Annotated in this window: 17 protein-coding genes; 6 read left to right on the top strand and 11 right to left on the bottom strand. The window is 59.2% G+C overall.

Translation table 11 applies throughout. The annotated features are described in order from the left end of the window. Window positions 1-120: 120 nt before the first annotated feature. Window positions 121-2,283: a ParB/RepB/Spo0J family partition protein gene (locus AC1DF8_RS27935; protein WP_478155825.1), complete on the bottom strand. Its 2,163-nt coding sequence runs from the start codon at window positions 2,281-2,283 to the stop codon at window positions 121-123. 404 nt (window positions 2,284-2,687) lie between these two features. On the opposite strand from AC1DF8_RS27935, the gene AC1DF8_RS27930 reads away from it, so the two are divergent. Then, window positions 2,688-3,203 carry a DUF4405 domain-containing protein gene (locus AC1DF8_RS27930; protein WP_478155824.1) on the top strand — a complete coding sequence of 172 codons (516 nt, stop codon included), beginning with the start codon at window positions 2,688-2,690 and terminating at the stop codon, window positions 3,201-3,203. Between the two features lie 412 nt (window positions 3,204-3,615). On the opposite strand, the gene AC1DF8_RS27925 is transcribed toward AC1DF8_RS27930, so the two are convergent. From AC1DF8_RS27925 to AC1DF8_RS27910, 4 genes are all read right to left on the bottom strand, one after another. Continuing rightward, window positions 3,616-4,509 (bottom strand): hypothetical protein, encoded by an 894-nt coding sequence (locus AC1DF8_RS27925; protein ID WP_478155823.1) that lies wholly within the window; start codon window positions 4,507-4,509, stop codon window positions 3,616-3,618. A gap of 787 nt (window positions 4,510-5,296) precedes the next feature. After that, complete coding sequence (locus tag AC1DF8_RS27920; protein WP_112971205.1) at window positions 5,297-5,698, bottom strand: GFA family protein; 402 nt, start codon at window positions 5,696-5,698, stop codon at window positions 5,297-5,299. Between the two features lie 369 nt (window positions 5,699-6,067). Further along, window positions 6,068-6,325, bottom strand: coding sequence for a GlsB/YeaQ/YmgE family stress response membrane protein (locus AC1DF8_RS27915; protein ID WP_478155822.1), 258 nt, complete (start codon window positions 6,323-6,325; stop codon window positions 6,068-6,070). A gap of 479 nt (window positions 6,326-6,804) precedes the next feature. Further along, window positions 6,805-7,416, bottom strand: a complete 612-nt coding sequence (locus tag AC1DF8_RS27910; protein ID WP_478155821.1) for a pyridoxamine 5'-phosphate oxidase family protein — start codon at window positions 7,414-7,416, stop codon at window positions 6,805-6,807. 240 nt (window positions 7,417-7,656) lie between these two features. Between AC1DF8_RS27910 and AC1DF8_RS27905 the strand changes: the two genes are divergently transcribed. Next, window positions 7,657-8,190 carry a GXWXG domain-containing protein gene (locus AC1DF8_RS27905; protein WP_113207508.1) on the top strand — a complete coding sequence of 178 codons (534 nt, stop codon included), beginning with the start codon at window positions 7,657-7,659 and terminating at the stop codon, window positions 8,188-8,190. Then, window positions 8,187-8,516 (top strand): hypothetical protein, encoded by a 330-nt coding sequence (locus tag AC1DF8_RS27900; protein ID WP_113207507.1) that lies wholly within the window; start codon window positions 8,187-8,189, stop codon window positions 8,514-8,516. Before AC1DF8_RS27905 ends, AC1DF8_RS27900 begins: the two co-directional genes overlap by 4 nt. A gap of 591 nt (window positions 8,517-9,107) precedes the next feature. On the opposite strand, the gene AC1DF8_RS27895 is transcribed toward AC1DF8_RS27900, so the two are convergent. The 6 genes from AC1DF8_RS27895 to AC1DF8_RS27870 all read right to left on the bottom strand — a co-directional run bounded on the left by AC1DF8_RS27895 (window position 9,108) and on the right by AC1DF8_RS27870 (window position 15,826). Next, window positions 9,108-10,010, bottom strand: a complete 903-nt coding sequence (locus AC1DF8_RS27895; protein WP_478155820.1) for a sugar phosphate isomerase/epimerase family protein — start codon at window positions 10,008-10,010, stop codon at window positions 9,108-9,110. A gap of 75 nt (window positions 10,011-10,085) precedes the next feature. Next, entirely contained in the window at window positions 10,086-11,024 is a 939-nt protein-coding gene (locus AC1DF8_RS27890) for an ABC transporter substrate-binding protein (RefSeq protein WP_113207505.1), read from the bottom strand. A 66-nt stretch (window positions 11,025-11,090) separates the two neighbouring features. Further along, entirely contained in the window at window positions 11,091-12,074 is a 984-nt protein-coding gene (locus AC1DF8_RS27885; protein WP_478155819.1) for an ABC transporter permease subunit, read from the bottom strand. Window positions 12,075-12,105: 31 nt separating this feature from the next. Next, window positions 12,106-13,647, bottom strand: coding sequence for a sugar ABC transporter ATP-binding protein (locus AC1DF8_RS27880; protein WP_478155818.1), 1,542 nt, complete (start codon window positions 13,645-13,647; stop codon window positions 12,106-12,108). Further along, the gene (locus tag AC1DF8_RS27875) at window positions 13,644-15,050 is read right to left on the bottom strand and encodes an FGGY-family carbohydrate kinase (RefSeq protein WP_478155817.1); all 1,407 of its coding nucleotides are present in this window, start codon (window positions 15,048-15,050) and stop codon (window positions 13,644-13,646) included. The genes AC1DF8_RS27880 and AC1DF8_RS27875 overlap by 4 nt, the downstream gene beginning before the upstream one ends. Beyond that, window positions 15,050-15,826, bottom strand: coding sequence for a DeoR/GlpR family DNA-binding transcription regulator (locus AC1DF8_RS27870; protein WP_478155816.1), 777 nt, complete (start codon window positions 15,824-15,826; stop codon window positions 15,050-15,052). Before AC1DF8_RS27870 ends, AC1DF8_RS27875 begins: the two co-directional genes overlap by 1 nt. A 195-nt stretch (window positions 15,827-16,021) precedes the next feature. Here AC1DF8_RS27870 and AC1DF8_RS27865 point away from each other — a divergent pair, with 195 nt between their 5' ends. From AC1DF8_RS27865 to AC1DF8_RS27855, 3 genes are read left to right on the top strand one after another with little or no spacing between them, the layout of a single operon-like run. After that, the gene (locus tag AC1DF8_RS27865) at window positions 16,022-17,104 is read left to right on the top strand and encodes a class II aldolase (protein ID WP_113207501.1); all 1,083 of its coding nucleotides are present in this window, start codon (window positions 16,022-16,024) and stop codon (window positions 17,102-17,104) included. Continuing rightward, complete coding sequence (locus tag AC1DF8_RS27860) at window positions 17,101-18,381, top strand: xylulokinase (RefSeq protein WP_113207500.1); 1,281 nt, start codon at window positions 17,101-17,103, stop codon at window positions 18,379-18,381. Before AC1DF8_RS27865 ends, AC1DF8_RS27860 begins: the two co-directional genes overlap by 4 nt. Further along, window positions 18,374-19,213, top strand: coding sequence for a TIGR01459 family HAD-type hydrolase (locus tag AC1DF8_RS27855; protein WP_478155815.1), 840 nt, complete (start codon window positions 18,374-18,376; stop codon window positions 19,211-19,213). Before AC1DF8_RS27860 ends, AC1DF8_RS27855 begins: the two co-directional genes overlap by 8 nt. Window positions 19,214-19,699: the final 486 nt, after the last annotated feature.

The raw sequence follows: 19,699 nt of genomic DNA, 5'->3' as shown, positions 1-19,699 counted from the left end.
TCTCCTGAAACGAAAAGGCCCGGCGCTGTGGCCGGGCTTGAGGTGAAGGAATGGGGATGGCAGGTTTAAGCGAACCGGCCCGGCACCATGTGGAACCGGGCCGTTCTGGGTGAGAGGCCGCTATTCGGCCGCGATCGGATGGATGAAGTCGGTCCCGGCGGGCTCAGCGATCTCGGGATCCTCTTCGACCACGTCGGCCGCGTCTGTCCCTTGAACCTCATCGATCGGCACCAGCGGATCGAGGATGGTTTCGTCCGGAAATACCGCCTCTTCGATCAGGTCCGGATCATCAGCCGCGGTAGCCGGCAGGCGCAGCGGCTCCGGCAACCAACCGCTGCCGGCCAACAGCCGTTCGCCCTCCCGGGCCATGTCGGGCTTCTTCAGATCGGCGATCAATGCAGCGACCTGCTCGCCTTTCGCCTCGCAGACGGCTTGCAGGATATGGGCCTTGGTGACGCGGCCGAGATAGGCCTCGACTGTCGGCGTCCAGCCGGCCTCGACCATGTCGAAGCCGATGGCGCGGGCGATCTCGTCGGCATTGGCGATGGCGCGGCTGCGCCTGTTCCAGGGTTCGATGACGGCATTGAGCGATAGCGAGGCGCAATGAGCAAACAGCGCCTGTCGGCTGACGCCGTCGAGACCGATGAGGAAAGCGAAGAGGGCGGTCGGATCTCTCGGCAGGTCGTTCCCCCAGGCTTCCTGCCGCTCGCCGATTTCCCTGACGGCGACCAAGTCGCCCAATCCCGATGTCTCGCTCAACCGGGCGCTTTGGACCGTGACCTCCAGGCACGTGTCTGCGCCCCGCAGATAAAAGGTCTTCAGCACGAAGGCATGCAGGACGGCGACGAAGGCGACCTCCGGATCCCGGGCGAGCGCGTTGCGCAGCGCGACGGTCCTGGCGGCGGTCAGGTCGAGGACCAGACGATCGGCAAGCGGCTTCAGCGTCTCCTCCCCGTCATCGGTCTCGGCCTTGTTTGCTGCCTCCACCTCCGATACCGCTCCGCCGGCTGGCGCGACTGGTGCGGGCACGATGTTGTCCTGGTCGTCGCTGACGCAGCTCATCATCTCCACCTGCGGTTCGTCTTCAGGCCTGACATAGCCGCGTTCGATCCGGAGCCTGCCGTCCGCCTCGAGCGAGACGAAGACACCGCCGCGGGCAAGCTCGGCGGGATCAAAGACGAAGGGACGCTCGTTCAGACGGTCGAGCTCCGCACCGAGTGCTTGGAGTCTCTGCTCGCTCTCCTCGCAATATTGGCTGGCAGAGGCATATTCTGCATCGAGCCGATCGTAGTCGGCGCGAAGAACATCGTGACGGGCAAGATCCTCTTTGCTCCATTCGGCCTGCTGACCGTAGACCCTGCGAAGACCCGACGTGTGGCCATAGGGAAAGTCGAAAGCGGCCTCGACCCATTTCCAGCCTTCCTCCGCCTGTAGGGCCGCCAATTTCTCCAGCACGAGCTGATCGAGCAGCGCCGGATCCTGCAGCCATCCGCCCCTGTCCTCGTCGAAGAGATCGCGCATGACGACGCCGCCAGCCGCATCATAGGCATCGATGCCGATATAGAGCGAGCGCCGATCGGTCGCCCGGACCGCCGTCTCGGTCAGCAGGCGCCTGATGTAATAGGGCTCGCGGCTGTGCGAGCGTGCGATCGCCTCGAACACCTGTTCCTGACGGGCATGGTCCTTGCTGATCGAAAAGGCCATCAGCTGCTCGAGCGTCATGGCGTCTTCGTCATAGAGATCCAGAAGTTTCGGCGAGACCGACGCCAGGCGCAGGCGTTGCTTCACCGTCGCGACCGGGACGAAGAAGCGGGCGGCGATCTCTTCCTCGTCCATCCCCTGCCCGCGCAGGGTCTCGAAGGCGCGAAACTGGTCGAGCGGATGCAGGCTCTCGCGATGGACGTTCTCGGCAAGCGAATCTTCGGCCTCCGCCGTCTCGCCCCTGCTGATCACGCAGGGAATGCCTGCCGTCTTCGACAGACGTCTCGATGACACCAGCAGTGCCAGCGCCCGGTAGCGGCGCCCGCCGGCCGGGATGCGATACATGCCGGTCTCGTTACCGTCGCCGTCCAATTCCGGGCGGACGCTGAGGCTGGTCAACAGACCGCGCCGCGCAATGTCTTCGGCAAGCTCCGCGATCGAGACACCCGCTTTGATCTTACGGATGTTTTCCTGGCTGAGAACAAGCTTGTTGAAGGGAATGTCGCAGGCGGTCGCAAGCGTGACCTTACCAGTCTTTTCGGTTCTTTCTGTCTTCCCAGACTTCTCAATCTTCTGAGACATGTCGGTTTCTCCATGACAGACCGGGCGGAACCTCTCTCCAACCCTTCCAATCCGTCACAAAGCTCCCGTCCCTCCTCTTCCTCTCTGTCTCCCACCAAGGCTTGCCTTCACCTCCGAGGGCAAAGCAGAGTCCCCCGCTGGCGAGGCGCGGCGGCCGACGCGCCAGCGGCGGGCAAGACTTCATAAAAAGTGGCGATTGCGCAGAACCAGGAGGCGATCTGAAAGCGTCGACCAGCAACAGAACGCACGTCGAGGCTTCAGCAGCGCGGCGCGTGGACAAGGGCGCAAAAGCAAGCGGGCCGATCTAAGGAGAAGCGTGTCTCGCCCACGGGAACCTTACAAAGTCTTAACTGTTCATGAGCCTCAGCTAATGCGACGAGATAGAGTCAGAACTGGAGCAGCCAATGCAGCAAGTCTTCCAACGCTATGCCACCCCATTCATTACAGGCCTCTTCCTCGTTTCATTGATTTCGGGCATCGCCTTGTTCTTTCACGTCGGGCCAGGCGCCTTCCACGGCATGCATGAGTGGTTGAGTATGGTGCTTATATTGCCGTTCGTGCTGCACCTGTGGAAGAACTGGCGTTCCTTTTCTAGCTACTTCCGACGCGCTCCGATGGCGATCGCCTTGGTGATCTCGTTGGCCGCCGCACTGTATTATTTCATTCCTTCCGCATCATCGGAAGGTCGAAGAGCAGGTGGGCCGCCGCAGATCGCCTTTACGAGCGCGATACTCAAAAATCCGGTTTCCAAGGTTGCTCCGCTGCTTGGCATAACGGTCGATAACGCTGTCGACAGCCTGAAGTCTCAGGGCTTCTCTGCGGCGGCGCCTGACATCTTATTGGCCGATATTGCGTCGRCGTCCGGGAAGAGCGAAGGGGAATTGATCCAGACGCTTTTGCCTGAGGCAGGAACACATTGACATTGCGGACACCAGTCGGTTCGCTTCGAATTTTAAAGCACCTGGCCCGATATCTAACGCACCCTGTTAAAGGGGGCACAGCCGCCCTATCGCGTGAATTACCGCCTAGTCGGACGCGGGTCGAAAGAGGTGTTTCGTGAGCGCCGCATAGGGTGAGATTATAGCATCGGCGGCGCGATCACCCCGATCCGGAGGGTCGGCAACAACGAAGCGTATCGGAGCTTTCAGCATCGCGGCGCGCAGAAGGCGCGCGAAAGCGGGAATTCGCGTCACGCGCGGTCGCGTTGAAGGGCAGCCGCAGGAGCGTCGGCGTCAGCCGGCGCGGGACCGACTGCCCCGCGACCGCGTGTTCCGCTCTCAGACCGTCTAGACATCAAATTCCGGCGTGATCTCGACCATTCCGTCCGCCGCATCAGGTCGACGGTCTGGTCGAAGCATTGCGGGCGTCGCGCCGCCGCTCCCTGGATTTTGCTGCAGTCCTAGCGGCCCGCAGCTCCTCGAGGGTTGGCTGCCACCATCCCCGAATCCGCTCGTATTCCCCCGGCTCAGCCCTCGCTGGCCACGTATGAACGAGTTCCTCCAGGGTCGCTGCCCGCCATCCTGCCCAGACATGCTCGTCGTCGGCATTCGGATGATGCTCGGCGACCTCTTCGGGGTTGACGAGTTCGCCGGTAATGTCGGTGACAACGACGATCCCAAACGCAGTCGTGGCCACAGGCCGCCCCGGCGGTGGTAGATCGTCACTAGGCACAGGCAGCCGCTTCTTATTGCGCTCGGACGTCCTGCGCTTGGCCTTCGCTTCCTCTTCGGTGCCCTTGCGGGCCTCTGCGCGTTTCCGCCGCTCTTCAGGTTCGGCCCGTTTCGCGGCCTTCTCGATGGCTTCCCAACGGTGCTGGAGGTCGTCGTAAGACGCGTACGGAACCTCCCACACCCTGTCGTCGCTATTCCAACGAGCGAACGGAATCTGCCGGAGTTCGTCGACCACCGTTCGTGAGAATGGGGTCTTGATGCGGAAGCCGCGGTCGTAGACCTGCAGGTATGGACTGAGGATTGGCTCGAACTGGTAGGCGTCGCGGCCTCGCTCCTCTTCGTAAGGCCTCTTGCGATCGGCTTCCGAGGCGAGCCATCGGTCGATACGTCTTCGTGCAGTCTTACCGGGGACCGTCCAGGCTTGAAGGGTATCCGACCACCGAGCATTCGGGAAGACCTCCCGGAAACGGGCGACGGTCAACCGGTCGAACGCGAAGGTGACCGTCTCCTGCGGTGGTTCGACTGCTTTGGTTTCTTCGCGGCTCTCATCTGTCATGGAAAGATAACGATCTGATGTTCGCGCGGTTTCGCTTAACCGAGGCCAAGATCGCGCGATCRAGGCCTGCACTTCAGCCGACGCTCACCGCGCCGGAAACACTATTCACGGGTAGAGGCCTCTATCGGTTTAAGGATTTCTTTCGCGGCAAAGAGGAGCGGCCCGCAGGCAGGATAGTCACTGTTGACTTTCACACTTACACGCCGAGCCGTTTACTGGTCGGTTCGAAGCGTAGCGAAGTGAGAGCACGTAAAGTTGCTGTTGGCGGCGCATTGGGCCATCCCTCACGAAGAGATTGCACTCAGCTATCTCAGTTCGGACGTTTCCGGCTCATTCATTGATCTTCGAGCCGACCGACCATGACCCAGGTAGCCTTTGCGATGCCTTCGGGAACGAGGCTCGGCACATGGACGCTTCGGTGGGTAGCTTCACTGCTTGGCCGACAGTCTCGGAAACCAGAGCGGCCCAACGGCATGCTCCACATGACGACAGACGTCGCCTTCGCGGCGGATGACGGCGCGCGCTGGCGCGGATCATTGCGTAACCTCGTTGATGTTGCGCGCACGCGAGATGGCGGACATCGCCCGCGTAAGTTTGGCAAGCGGCATATGGGTTTGCGCGGGGAAGTCCATCAGTGCCATTGTCGTCCTCTAGGATCACGACACGATAGCTTCATTCCAAGGCGCGATTTCACACAAATCGGCGGATTTTGAAAAGACGCAGTATCTGCCGGAAATTATACGCCGCTTGTTTGGCAGCGAGCGGCGGGTTTTTGCCTCGCCCTACGTCATTCAGCATGTCGCGGAAGTTGGCTCAGGTTTTGAGCCCATGAGAACTCCGATGAACACCAGAACTGCGCAGTCGGTTCTAGTTCTCGCCGCTGATTTATTGTTCCTAGTCGGATGCCGACCTGTTCTGCGTCTTCCATCTCTCCTGTGGTATAGATGGGCGATCCGCAATTCGCACAGAAATACTGCATCCGTCTGCGGCCGTTGGCGGCGACCTTGACGTACTCCATCGGATCGCCGGAGGTGATACGAAAGTTGGCGCGAGGTGCGGTGACTGTCACACGATAGGCAGTCCCCGTTAGCCTCTGGCAGTCGTTGCAGTGACAGATCGTAACGTCGTCGCGGTCTACCTCGGCCTCGTAGGTGACCTTCCCACAGTGACATTCGCCGTCGATATGCATCTGAATCCTCCTTACCTGATCTCAAAAGAGAGATAGACGTTGCGTGTTGTAAGTCGACATCGAGGGCCGCTTGCATCGCAACGGTGCCGCGCCTTGACGACCGCCAAGGGCCACCATTCTCCTTGGCATGATAGGCTTCGCACCCACTCCTGCGGGCGACCTGCGCGATGTGGTGGAATGCTGTCAGCGCTTTAGTTGCTTTCAGTTTTGGGAATGTCCAAGTTGGTCGAAAGCAGAGGGCGCTCGACCTTGCATGGGGAGCGCCCTCGATCACCCGGGCGACATTACTCGCGAAATCCTTTCGCGGTAAATTGTCGTTGGTACGGGCGGTAGTCCCCAATAAGAGGCCGCCCGAACTCCTTCAAGATGTCACGCTGTTCGTCTGACCATCCGGGCGAGCGCGATCAGGATGCACGCGCCGATAAACCCGGCGATCAGGTAGCCCAGCCAGCCACCGAGAACGACGCCGAACAGGGAGAGAAGGAAGTTAGCGACGATAGCGCCCACGATGCCCAGAATGATGTTCATGATGACGCCCATGTTGCTTTTCATGAACATCTCTGCGAGCCAACCTGCGATGCCGCCGATGATAATCGCCGCGATCCAACCGATACCTGCATTTTCCATAGTGAATTCCCCTTGCGAATTATTTTCAAGAACATCCGGCCATCCGGAGAAATGGAAAACACCAAATGACCGGGCTTTGTTCCGAAGCGTATCAGTTCCTTCAAGCATCTTAGGGGATGCAGGAATCGCGTTGTGGTTCCTTGCCTGTGGACTGCAGATCCGGTAGTCAGCCGCCGCTCCGGCATGAGGCCGGTTCGTTCGGAGCCGATGGCGAGACGACTGCAGAACCTGGCGGGCGGTGATAGGTCCATGTGGAAGGACGTTCGCGATGCCGTGGTCGTATTAGAGTGTACTGCGAGCGCCGGGACGGGTTCGAGCGTAAGGTTCTTGTTCAGCAGTTCGGGTTGACCGCATGTCTTAAGAAGCTGCGGCGGCTGGCGATGGGCTGCGAGCGAGCCGGTCCAGGCGGCGACACATGCCCCGCCAGGTGCTCGTGCCTCGACCCGCAGCATGTGGGTCGACCGGACGCTACGTCGAATTCACGGCGCCCTTCTGGTTCCCAGCCAACCTCTATCAGATCGTACGAAGCAGAACCTGAGATGCACGGTCTGGGAGATGTCCAAACGCTCAAGTGTCGCGAGCTCGACGCGCATCAGGCAGCACCGCTCGAACGGGGACATGGAGGCCTTTTGGACATCAGGGAGAACCGTTCCATCAGACTGCATTCGCGCGCCCGATGCGACAGGACTGTTGAAGCTGTCGCGCGTCCTCTCGCTGAGCAGGTTCCACTGATTAGCGAGCTTGGCATGGTCGCCGACCGTACCTGCAATGCCTGTCAAGCGGATCTGCACCCGGCTCGCGGGATCATAACCCACAAGCGCGACGGTATGATTGTGGGCGATGTCCGCCATCTTCGGCGATCTTGAGTCGGTAACGAAATAGAGCGCCGCCTCGTTGCGTTTTGCCTGCCTCAGGACGATGGTCCGGGCCTCGGGATCACCCCTTTCATTGACGGTGGCGAGTTGCAGGAAGTTGAAGGGGTTTCCCGACGTCGCCCCTGCTTCAAGCGCCTTCCATGCCTTGTCGAGCGCATCCTGGCACAGAGGATCGCGGTCGATTCGGTCTTCGTCGGTGAGCGTATCGGCAAACATTCAAATCTCCCCGCCCTGCATTCGCGCCGGACGATGCCGCAGCAAAAAACAGGCGTCAACACTCCGCTTTGGAACCAACTGGACCGGTCGACATTACCGTTGCCGAGCGCGAGCCGTGTCAACCGGACGCGACAGGGATGGCGAACGCAGCGGTTTTTCCGGTTTCTCGCTGTGCCAACGAAATGGCAGACGAGTGTCCCACCTGTCCGGCATCGCCCTCCCCAATAGCCCGGAGCGACCATGCAAGACGACCTGCAGAAGAAGACAATCGACTGGTTCGGCACCCTCCCCCCTGTGCTGCCGGCCGAGATGGTCGGCATCTGGCGCGGTGAAGGTGTTGCCTCCGGACATCCGCTGGATGGGGCGCTCGAGAACCTTCAGTGGTTCGGCAAGAGGTTCCATCCAGACCTGAGAGCGGACGCCTTATTGTTCCAATGGCGGCCCGGTCGTCTTGTGCCGATCGAGCCGTCCCTCTTTCCTATCAAACTTGCTCTCCGTGTCGCTGGCTTCGGCCGAACGTTTATCGCCCGGAACTGGTTCTCTTACCTCCAGAAGGCATTCCGTGCCCGCGCAACGACGGCAAAACTGACGTTACGAATGGTTGACGGCTCCGAGACGGCTGCGATGGTCTACGACAAGCAGCCGATCGTGGATCATTTCAGGCGGATCGGCGACGACGAACTCGCCGGCATGATGGTCGTCGAGGGCGACGAGAGGCGATACTTCTTTCGCTTGACGCGCGTTGACGTTCCGGCGCAAGGGGACCAGCCATGAAGACGGGGAAGGCGCCGTTGGAAACGCCGGATGGCCGCTACATTATCGTGCGCGGCCGGCTTTGGAGAAAGACAAACCCTCGCCTGCCGGAGGGTGAACGTAAGCGCCTGGTGGGGGAGCTGATGATCGCTCGCAGGGCAGTGAAGGAAGCCGCCGGCGATGATGAGAAAATGCGAGCGGCGCGAAGGGCCGTCGACGCCGCAAAGCTTGCGCTGGGCGAACGCGGGGCGGTGTGGTGGACGGATGGCGCTCCTGACCTCAACCGCCACATGGTTCGCACGACGTTATACGCAGACTGGTTCGCGGAGAAGGGGATTGCGCGATAAGAACGGCCGACCAGTGCAACGATGCGTTTTTTGCGCGCGAAGGAGGTTACCGGCATGTCCGCCACCGCGAGGGGCGAAAGAAGCGCAGACTCGTCACGCGCGGCATTTTTCGCCAAACTTACCCATAGACGTCTCTTAGCCGGATTATGTGGCAGCCTAACGCGGGTCGGTCGCAACAGAACAGCGGTCACCACTTGGAAAATCAAGTGCTTGCACCTGACTTGGAGCCTGCAGCGTGTCTCAGCGAGGCGGTCCGGCACGGGAGCGATAAGAATACCCGGCGTCGCTGACATCTATATCGACGATGCCGACTAACCTGTACCCTCATTTCGGGATGTGAATGACGAAAGGAGTGCCAGGGATTGCCTCCCCAGCACAATTTCACCGTACCCGCTAGTGCGCGGACCGGGTTTTCTTTTCGGCGGAGGCTGCAATCGTAGCAGCGAGAGCGGCCAACGGCGGATTCTCAGATGATTCACTTTGTCGACAAGATCGGCAAGGCAATCCGCCCATCCCTTGGCCCTCCGCTTGGCGGGGTGGTTGTGCTTGTCTGCGAAATTATTTCGGAACTGCTGGTTTGTTTCTCCAGTGTCAGCAAGCTATTGGCAAATGCGCAGCCTTCACCAATTCGGCCTTGCGCTTCGCCGTTTCCAATCCAAGCTCGATGAACGCCCGCGCATGTTTGGCCAGTGCTGCGTTATCTTCCCAGAGATTTCTCCAGATTGCCGTCTTCAGCGAAAGGTCCTTATCGACGATCGTTGTCGAGAAGGATTCAAAGGTCACGTAGTCGTCCCACCCGATAGCGATCAGCGCGTCGAAGATTGCGGCAAAGTCGATATTGCCTGTCCCAAGATAACCACGATGGCTTTCACCAATGTGGACATAGCCGATCTTGTCGGCAGCGTTTCGGATTGCCAAGCCGACATCCGCCTCTTCAATGTTCATATGGAACGTGTCAAGATGAAGGAACATGTTCGAGGCACCGGTATCCTTGATGTAAGCAAGGCCCTGCGCGGCCGTATTGAGCATGTTGCTCTCGAAGCGGTTGACGATCTCGAGGTTGAGAGTGACGCCCGCCGCTTTTGCACGATCGGCGACCTTCGAAAGGGTACTGACGCTCTTATCCCATCCTTTACGGGACAGGGCGCGTTCCTGCTTTCCATGAGACGAACTCAGAATCCCTGCAAGCTTCGTGCCGCCGAGATCGCGGACCAATGCGACCGCGCGATCGAGGATCGCTTCGCCGTTCGCGACCACCGATCCATCCTCGCTGGAAATATCGCCTTCCGTCGGCAGACCCATACTTACCGCGACATCTAGGCCAAGCTGTCGAATACGAGACGCCAGCCAATTTACGTCGACCTGCTTGGGGTCCAGGTATGAGAACTCGACGAGCTTGAAACCGATTTCGTGGGATCGCTCGAGGGTTCTCTCCAGTTCGTCTTTGGTAGATCCTGCGCTCCAGACAAACGAGTGGACACCGATTTTGGACATGAAACGTATTCCTGGTTGATTTCGGATCGCAGCCCGCCAAGCTCGAAAGCTTGGCGGGCTACTCGGGAGGAGACCTTAGCGAGCTGCGGTCCAGCCCTTGTAGTCCTTGACGTTGTCAGCCGTGATCAGCTTCGGATCGAGGAGTACAGTATTTTCCGCCGGCTTCTTGCCGTTGAGGACGTCGACAGCCATCTTGAGTGCGTCGCCGGCCATCACATAGGGGTCCTGCGAAGCGGAGGCCTTGATCATCGAGTTGCCGCTGGCAAGCGAATTTTCGATATCCGGGGCACCGTCGACTGCGGTGATGAAGAACTCGTTGCGGTTCAGCTGCTTCGCGGCTAGCTCGGCACCGATGCCCGTCGGGTCGTTGATCGCGAAGACGGCGTCGATTTTGTCGAAGCGCGTCAGAAGACCCTGCATGACCGACAAACCGCCGTCGCGCGAACCCTGACCGTTCTGATCGTCGGAGAGGATCTTGATGTCAGGGCTCTTCGTCAGGACGTTCTTGCAACCCTGGACACGGTCAAGGATCGAAGACGATGCGGGRCCGTTGATAATGACGACGTCGCCTTTGCCCTTGAGCTGATCGACAATGTACTGGCAGGCCTCTTCGCCGGCCTTGATGTTGTTCGTCATGACCGTGACGTCAGCACCCGGTGCAGAAACGTCGAAGGCGGCGACGATCACGCCAGCGGCCTGCGCCTTCTTGACGGCAGGTGCGATCGCCTTGGCGTCCACCGCGTTCAGCATGATGATGTCAACGCCAGCTGCGATGAAGCTGTCGATCTGCGAAACCTGCTTGTTGAGGTCGTAATCGGCCGAAACCGAGGTGACCTGAACATTCGGATTGATTTCCTTGGCGCGGTCCTCGATGCCCTTGATGGTAGCCACGAAGAACGGATTGCCAAGCAGGCCGACGGAAATGCCGATCTTCTGAAGGTCCTTGGCAGCTGCCGGCATTGCGATGGCTGCGGCCAGTGCGGTCGCTGCGAGCAGTTTCGAAATCATGCGCATATTCTTCCTCCTTATGGCGCTTCCTGCGCCCCGTTATCCGGTAACCCCGGTTCCTCCAGCCACACGTCAGGTGCGGCTAAGCCCTTTCAGCCTGTAGCGGTCGAGCGCTACGGCCACGATGATGACAAGCCCCTTGATGATGTACTGCCAAATGTCGGAGACACCGACGAGGATGAGACCGTTCGACAGCACCGCGATGATGAGAGCCCCGATCAGCGTTCCCCAGATCGATCCCACGCCTCCGACGAAGCTGGTACCGCCGAGAATGACGGCGGCGATCGCATCGAGTTCATAGGATTGGCCGAGTTGAAGGCCGTTCGCCGCATACAGGCGTGCTGCGGACATGGCACCGCCAAGCCCTGAAAGCAGGCCGGACATCGAATAGACAAACAACAGCACAAGCGGGACTTTGATACCTGTCAGGCGCGCGGCCTCGACGTTTCCGCCGACAGCATAGATCCAGGTGCCCAACACTGTGCGCTTCAGGATGAACCATGAGATCAGGATCGTCGCCATTGCGATGATGGCAAGCCATGGCACGCCGAAGAAGCTGCCGTTTCCGATGAAGTCGAATGGCAGGTCCGGATTGAATACCGTGGTGTCGTTACCGAGCAGTCGGGCAATACCGCGCATCGCGGTCAGCGACCCAAGGGTGACGATGAAGGGCGGAAGCTTGAGCGCCGAGATGATCATTCCGTTGACGAAGCCGCAAGCGAGACCTACCCCGATGGCAGCCGGAATTCCCAACATCCCGACGTCGGGCCAAAGGGACACGATGACACCGACCATCGCCGACGCGGCGAGGATCGAACCGACCGAGAGATCGATACCGCCGGTCAAAATAACGAACGTCATACCGGCGGCCAGAACCGTGTTGATCGAGGCCTGCTGCATGACGATCGACAGATTGTTCACGCTGAGAAAGCGACCACTTAGCAAATGGAACCCGATCGCCAGGATCACGAGCACCGGAAGCATGCCGAGCGCCGTTAGAGTCGATCTGAATTTCGCCTTTGCGGCGTTGCCCTGGTCAGTGGATGTCGCGGTCATGTTCTTATCCCGTCGTCTTTGATTTCCGACCTCAAGCGACTTTCGACGCCGATCCGGTGGAGAACGCCATGATGGCTTCCTGGCTTATTGATTGGTCCGGCGTCGCCAGGACCTCGCCCGCGATGCGGCCTTCGCGCATCACGAGGACGCGGTCTGCGATCCCGATGATCTCGGGCAGATCGCTCGAGATCACGACGATCGCGATCCCCGTTTGAGCAAGCTCATCGATAATCCGGTAGATTTCGGACTTCGCACCAACATCGACGCCGCGTGTCGGTTCGTCGAAGATGATAACCCGAGGCTTGGTTTCGAGCAGGCGCGCGATCAGCGCCTTCTGCTGGTTACCGCCCGACAGAGCTCCGACATTGATGCCGTCGCTTGACGTGCGAATGGACAACGACTTGATGGCCCTTGCCGCTCGTTCCTTCGCCGCGGCGAAGTTCAGAATGCCCCCTTTGCCGGCATCCTTGCCGATAACACCGATGTTGATGTTCTCGTTGATCGTCATATCGAGGAAGAGGCCGAGGCCTTTCCGGTCTTCCGTCAGKTATGCGATCCCGGCGTCCATCGCATCGCGCGGGCTGCCGATGACGGTGTCCTTGCCGTCGAGCATAGTCCGTCCGGATGTTTTCGGATCCGCACCGAAGATGAGCCGCGCGAGTTCTGTCCGTCCGGAGCCGACTAGGCCGGCTATGCCGAGCACTTCGCCTGCCTTTGCGTCGAACGAGCATCCGTGAACCCGACGGCCATCTCCGATGTCATGCACGGAGAGCACTGTTTTCGCGGCGCTTTGCGGTGCTCGGTGTTCCTTCTTGTAGAAAGAGGAAAGATCGCGACCTACCATCATCGAAACGAGTTTTTCGGCGGACAAATCGGACCGATTGAGGGTACCCACATAAGCGCTATCGCGGAGAACGCTGACCCGATCTGCGAGCGAATAGATCTCCTCCATCCGATGGCTTATGTAGATAATGGCAATACCCCGCGCCTTGAGCCCCGCGATCACCTCAAAGAGCCGCTCCGTCTCCCTGGACGTGAGCGACGTCGTCGGCTCGTCCATGACGATGATCTTGGCATTCGTGGTCAGGGCCCGCGCGATTTCCACCATCTGGCGTTCACCGAGCGAGAGCGACGCTACAAGCTGCGAGGGGCCGAAGGAAATGCCAAGCTGTTTGAGGATCGGCTCGGCCCGTGCGCGCGCAGCTGCCTTATCCAGGACGCCGTACCTGGCAGGTTCGGCAGCAAGGAACATGTTTTGTGCGACGGTCAGATTGGGCGCGAGCGAGAGCTCCTGATAAATGACGGAAACGCCATTCGCCTTCGCCTTTATCGGGTCTCCCGCAACGATGGGCTTTCCGTCGACGAGAATGGTGCCGCCCGGGTCAGCGGTGTACGCTCCCGAGAGCACCTTCATTAGCGTCGATTTGCCAGCACCGTTCTCGCCCATCAACGCGTGGACTTCACCGGGATAGACGGTAAGCGACACGTTTGTAAGCGCTTTGGTGCTCGCGAATGTTTTGCTGATATTGCGCATCTCCAGAACGGGTGCGCGGTTGTCGCCTGCCGTGTTCATGCCTGTAACTCTTTCCTCGGGCGTGCGAGTTCCGGTTCGCCGATGTCGATCAACGCCCGCCATGCATCGCGATATGCTTCGAGGCCGAAAACCTGCAACGAAGCCGCCTCACTCGTTTCGTTCGCAAAGGGCGTCTCACCCAGAGTGTCGAAGACCAACGCGGCGGCTCCAAACGCACTGCCTTCGGCGGTCGCGCTGGTGAATATCGGCTGCGAAGGGCGCAACTGAGCAAGAAGCTCGGCGAACAGTCCCGTCTTGACGAGCCCGCCATCAATGACGATCGCGTTCTCGGACTGGATGAGATCCAAAGAAAGATTGGTCATTAGAACGACATACAGAAGTGCGACGGCCGCCCTTTCTTCGCCGTTCGCCTCGGGCCCCACAAAGCGGCTTTCGAACCTCTGCATCGGGCCGCCGGGCGCAAAAGAGGGCAATGCGAATACGCGCTTCGCGATCACTCTCGAGACTGCCTCAAGACTGATTGCCTTGTTCCAGCCGTCACTTGCGATGTCATATTCCCGGCCGCCCATGAACCTTATGGTCGGAGCCGGCTTCCCGTCTACGGTGACGTTTGCGAGCATGTCACGGTGTTCATCCAACGCTTCCAGCGGGCACGCCGAATTGAAAATCACGACCCATGTGCCAGTCGACACGAGCGTAAAGTCCTGGAACCCGAGCGAACGGTAGTAATAGAGTGCGGAATTACTGTCGTGGACACCATTGTGGACAACGACCGGAACCGCGTTTTCCGGATCAGGCCCGATCTCCCAATTGCCCAAAGCAGCACCCGCCCGTTCGAAGGCTGGCATCTTTCCACGCCAGCCTCGGCTATCGACCAGACTGCTGAAATCATCACGCAGCGGTGCCCAGAGGTGAGAGTGGCAGCCGATGTAGGAAACCTCGGACACTTTCCGGCCGGAAAATTTCCAGGACCAAAACTGCGGGTATGAAAGGATGGCGTCGGCGCGGCTTACCGCCTCTGGCTTGATGGCCTCTAGCCAGAGGATGTGCCGTCCGTAATTGAAACCCAACGGGAGCTTCGGCGAATAGGTTTCGCTGAAGGCTGGGACCAAAATGTCGATGCTACCCGCAACTGGCTGAGGCGGTTCCTGTTCGTAATCGAGTACCGGATGCACCAACTCGTCATCCTGAACGAGTGCAAAGGTGCACCCGTGTCCCGAGAACATGACGTGGCCAACGGAATGCTCTTCGGTGGCCTGTTTCAAAGCAGAGGTCATCCAAGCGAAGAGCGCGACATCATCAAGAACGCGCAAGCCATCGTATTCGATCCAACTGGGCTTTGTCCTGGCTTCGGAAAGCAGGGAACCGTCTGAACCGAAGACGAAAAGCTTCGAATTCGTCTTACCGAGATCGAAAACTGCGACTACGTTCGATGGCACCATCACTGGCCTCCTACCGGAGCGATCAGTATCGTAATGCCTGCATCCTCAAGCATCTTCGCGCCGAGATCCGAAAGACCGTCATCAATCACAATCGTCCCTATGCGTGAAAGCGGAAGAACGACGTTGCGCGGCTGGATTGAGAGCTTCCGGCTATCCGCCAACAGGACAATCTCATCTGCACAGCCGCTCAGCTCGCCAATAGCTTTGGTCAACAAGGGATGGGATTCGAGAAGTCCCTCGGAACTGATGCCTTGCGTTCCCAGGAAGAACCGCGACGCGAAGAAATCAGGGGCTCCTGCGGAAGCGTCGTGGATGATGCCGGGCTCTCGATAAAGCACCCCGCCGGCTAACGTCAGATGACAGGTACCGTGCTCACCCACATAGGCCGCCAATGGCATCGAGTTCGTATAAAGGCGAACATTTCGCCGAGCCAATTGAATACCGAGCTGATAGCAAGTCGAGCCCGCATGAACGATCACGGAGTCTCCGTCTCGCACGAGGCCCGCGGCTTTTTCAGCGATGGCACGCTTTGCGTCGACGGCAATATCGCGGTTCTCGTCGTAAGGCCGAGCCGAGAGGCGTGCCGAGGTCGCAGATTCGTTCGCGGAAATGCCGCCATACACTTTGCGCGCCACACCGATCTCATCGAGCTTGTCGATGTCACGGCGGATCGTTGCCGGGGAAACACCGAGCAGCTTCTGCAGATCACGGACGGAGGCGAACGGCTTCTCGCGAAGCGTCTCCGTGATCAAACGATGACGATCGGAATCATTCAAAGCAAGCCTCCACTGACGCTTCTCCCTCAGCATCCATGATGAACTATAATCACACGTTCCTCCCGCTCGCAATACTGACGATGCACATTCTTCATTATTGACGACATTCAATCACGCAAATAGGATTGCGCCAAAGTTTGCTTACGGGACTGATTGGTTCTGAAGCAAGGGGCAGCGCCGCAGGAGGAAGAAGACATGACCGAACCGGACCTGAGGAATACCGATGATTTCAAAGACTTCCTCCGGCTTTCCAGCCGGATCGGCAACGATATCCTCAAGACACAGGGCGCTGGCGGTAATACGTCGATCAAGAGAGACGGCGTCATGTGGGTGAAGGCATCGGGCACCTGGCTCTCCAAAGCCAATGCTGAGGACATCATGGTTCCGGTGGTTGTCGAACCGTTGGTTGCCGCTCTTCGAGGAGGTGATCCTCGCGCGGAGAAGTCCACCGACTTCGTGGTTTCGGAACTGAACTCCAGCGGACTGCGACCATCGATCGAAACCAGTTTTCACGCAGCTCTCAAAAGCCCGGTGGTTGCGCACTACCACTGCGTAAACGCGATAGCACTTGCCGTCCTGGAAGACCGCGACGCACTGCTTGCCACACGCATGAATGACCTGCCCGACCTCAAGTGGGTAACAATACCCTACAGGCGACCAGGCACTCCTCTTGCGAAGGAGATCGATAAGGCTGCTGCGTCTAATCCGGACGTATTGATCCTCTTCAATCACGGCATTATCGTCTGCGGTGACACCGTCGAGGAAGTGGAAGGTCGCATTGAGCGGATCAGCTCTGCGCTGTCCAGCGAGCCACGCGAAACCAACACACCGGATATCGACGCCCTCACCGCGATTGCGGAGGGCTCGGGCTTTCACGTGGCTCGAGACGTCGATAGCCACGCGGTCGCGATTTCGGAAGCCAATCGGGAGATTGCGCTCGGCGGCTCCCTATACCCGGACCACATAATATTCCTCGGAACCGAAATTGGTGTCCTTCCCCAAGGGCAAAACGCCGCGGATTTCGAGGCGGCTCTGCACAAAGAGGGTCGTGACGTGCCTAAGATGTTGATTGTCCCCGACAAAGGGATCCTGCTGTCCAATACGCTGACGGCGGGCGGGGAAGTAATGGCGCGCTGCCTGGCGGAAGTGGTCGGCCGGATACCGATGGGAAAGAAGGTCGAATATCTGTCACAGGGCGATGAATACGAACTGACCCATTGGGAGGCCGAGCAATATCGCCAAGCGCTCGATAGAGGATCGGTGAGGCAGTCCGCGTGAATAGGCAAGTTGGCCCTGCCGTCGCCCTCGGCATCGATATCGGCACGTCCGGTGCTCGCGCAGCAGCTGTCGACCGCGCCGGAAATCCCCTCGCTTTCGCGGCCGCGCCGTTTAGGTCGCGGGATGAACTGCGACAACCGGCCTGCTGGTGGAACAGGGTCAAGGAAGCAGTCGAAGGACTCTCGGAAAAAACGGACCTGGGCTCGATCGAGGGGATAGCCGTCGACGGGACAAGCGGGACCGTACTTTCGCTGGATAGCTCAAATGAGCCAACAGGCTCAGTCTTGATGTACAACGACCCCTGTCCCGATCAGGCAGTTGTCGAACGCATTGCGGACAGTGCTCCGATGGGCAGCGCGGCTGTGGGAGCGAATTCGGGCCTCGCAAGAGCGATACATCTGTCTCATGCGAAAGGTGCCGCGGTCATCGTACACCAAGCTGACTGGATATCGATGAAACTTGGGTGCCCAGCGCGTTCCAGTGACGAGAACAATGCGCTGAAAACAGGCTTTGACCTGCAGATTGAAAGCTGGCCAGATTGGATCGAAGCGGCAGGAATGGATACGACCAAGCTGCCTATCGTGCACCGAGCAGGTAAGAGAACCGCTCCGATCGAAGGCTACTTACGCGAACTCGGACTACCGCAGACCGCTTGGTTTCATGCGGGCACGACCGACGGCTGTGCCTCATTTCTCGCGACCGGCGCATCGAGTACTGGCGACGCCGTGACAGCGCTCGGCTCCACTATCGTGTTGAAACTGGCATCGGATGCTCCGATCACCGCTCCGCAATATGGCATATACTCGCATCGTGTCGGAGGTTTCTGGCTAGTTGGAGGGGCGTCGAACAGCGGCGGAAATGTCGTGCGCGCCTTGATTGGAGATGACCGGCTGGACGACCTCACGCAGATGATCGATCCGGCCCAAAAGCTCGGGCTGGACTTCTACCCCCTCCTCCGTCCGGGAGAGCGTTTTCCCATCAACGACCTTCACTATGCGCCGCGACTCACGCCGCGGCCGGCCGACGACGTCCTGTTTTTCCACGCTATTCTCGAAGGGATGACGGAAATCGAAAGGCTTGGTTACCAGCGGTTACACGAACTCGGGTCGCCAGCATTGAAAAGCCTGAGAACGGTCGGTGGTGGAGCACGAAACCCGGCCTGGAGCAAAATGAGAGCCCTGGCAATGGGCGTGGAGATGATAGCTGCGAAGTCGACCGAGGCGGCGGTCGGAACAGCTGCGCTTGTGATATCCGAATTGGACAATGCCCATGTCTAAGCCGCGACCGACTGACTTGGCTCAGTTGAAGCAGGCCTATGACGTTTTTTTCATCGATCAGTTCGGCGTACTCAGAGACGATACCGGCCCCTACGAAGGCGCGGCTGATGCTCTGGCAATTCTGGCATCGTCGGGCAAGACAATCGTCATCCTTTCCAACTCCGGAAGAAGTGGCGAGTACAATTCCGAGCGGCTCATCAAGCTTGGCTTTGCAGCGAACAGCTTTGACTTCTTCGTCACCTCGGGGGATGTCGCCTTCGAAATCCTATCGCGGCCGGAAAACGTGATTGCGAAAGGCGCCCGTTGTCTGACGATCTCCAGCGGCGGCGACAGCAACCTCGCGGATCGGCTTGGGCTGCGATCAGTGGAAACCGCATCGGCGGCCGAGATCGTTATCGTCTCGGGTAGCGAAGCCGAACAGATCTCGATGGAACACTACCAAGCGCTGTTGCGCCCTGCCGCTCAAAATGGCATCCCGTGCTACTGTACAAACCCTGATATACACAAATTGCATAACGGTGCCCTTGCTCCGGGTGCCGGGAGCATCGCCAAGCTCTACGAGAAGATGGGAGGATCAGTCATCTGGCTTGGGAAACCCTATCCCGATATCTATAAGCACGCATTGAGGCTTGCAGGCGTTACAGACACGCGGCGCGTTGTCTGCATTGGAGACAGCATCGAACACGATATCTTGGGCGCAAAATCAGTCGGCTTGGACTCAGTACTTGTGCGGACAGGGATCTTAGCCGACGCGACCGATGAGCAACTTCAAGAAGTCTGCGATAGGGTCGGCGCTGATCCAACATACACGATGATACGCTTTGGCGCTTGAACTCGGCCAGAGGGTCATCTGGGCGTGACTGCCGCGCGACAGCCGGCCGCTTATGCGCGGTCGATGGTGAAATCTGGCCTTGGGCTTGTGGGTGATGGCCTCGTCGAGCCAGGCGACCAACTGATTTGTCCGTATGGGGGTGCCTAAAGTCAGGCATACGGACAAACCAGCGGATAGCGGTAGACTAGTATATGTGGCCTCTACTCCAACCCCCAAAAATTAGCGGGTCAGCCTTGCGGGCGCGCGTCTCTGCCCAGGGACACGCGAATCTAGGCTTTTCGCCAGCCTCACTTGAATACCAAGCTTGCCTAAGCGCCCCCACCGCATCTCGAGCCTTCGTTGGAACGCGGCGTTACGTTTCTCTTGGTCATTGTTCCCTTAACGACAGATGTGCGTTTAAGCTGACGCCGGGAGCGCGGCCTCAGAGACAATCGAAAAAGTGGCGATCCCGGCTTCGCGCGCGGCTCGGAGAAGAGCCTGGCGGAA

The organism is Rhizobium sp. 05N49 (assembly GCF_056396805.1).
The sequence above is the reverse complement of the archived record's forward strand: the minus strand, read 5'-3'. Positions and strand labels throughout refer to the sequence as shown.

Excerpts from the sequence above, each read along its gene's own strand:
- AC1DF8_RS27935 (WP_478155825.1), bottom strand. The coding sequence starts at position 2,283 with ATGTCTCAGAAGATTGAGAAGTCTGGGAAGACAGAAAGAACCGAAAAG.
- AC1DF8_RS27925 (WP_478155823.1), bottom strand. The coding sequence starts at position 4,509 with ATGACAGATGAGAGCCGCGAAGAAACCAAAGCAGTCGAACCACCGCAG.
- AC1DF8_RS27895 (WP_478155820.1), bottom strand. The coding sequence starts at position 10,010 with ATGTCCAAAATCGGTGTCCACTCGTTTGTCTGGAGCGCAGGATCTACC.
- AC1DF8_RS27875 (WP_478155817.1), bottom strand. The coding sequence starts at position 15,050 with ATGGTGCCATCGAACGTAGTCGCAGTTTTCGATCTCGGTAAGACGAAT.
- AC1DF8_RS27865 (WP_113207501.1), top strand. The coding sequence starts at position 16,022 with ATGACCGAACCGGACCTGAGGAATACCGATGATTTCAAAGACTTCCTC.
- AC1DF8_RS27885 (WP_478155819.1), bottom strand. The coding sequence starts at position 12,074 with ATGACCGCGACATCCACTGACCAGGGCAACGCCGCAAAGGCGAAATTC.
- AC1DF8_RS27855 (WP_478155815.1), top strand. The coding sequence starts at position 18,374 with ATGTCTAAGCCGCGACCGACTGACTTGGCTCAGTTGAAGCAGGCCTAT.
- AC1DF8_RS27920 (WP_112971205.1), bottom strand. The coding sequence starts at position 5,698 with ATGCATATCGACGGCGAATGTCACTGTGGGAAGGTCACCTACGAGGCC.
- AC1DF8_RS27900 (WP_113207507.1), top strand. The coding sequence starts at position 8,187 with ATGAAGACGGGGAAGGCGCCGTTGGAAACGCCGGATGGCCGCTACATT.
- AC1DF8_RS27915 (WP_478155822.1), bottom strand. The coding sequence starts at position 6,325 with ATGGAAAATGCAGGTATCGGTTGGATCGCGGCGATTATCATCGGCGGC.
- AC1DF8_RS27905 (WP_113207508.1), top strand. The coding sequence starts at position 7,657 with ATGCAAGACGACCTGCAGAAGAAGACAATCGACTGGTTCGGCACCCTC.
- AC1DF8_RS27910 (WP_478155821.1), bottom strand. The coding sequence starts at position 7,416 with ATGTTTGCCGATACGCTCACCGACGAAGACCGAATCGACCGCGATCCT.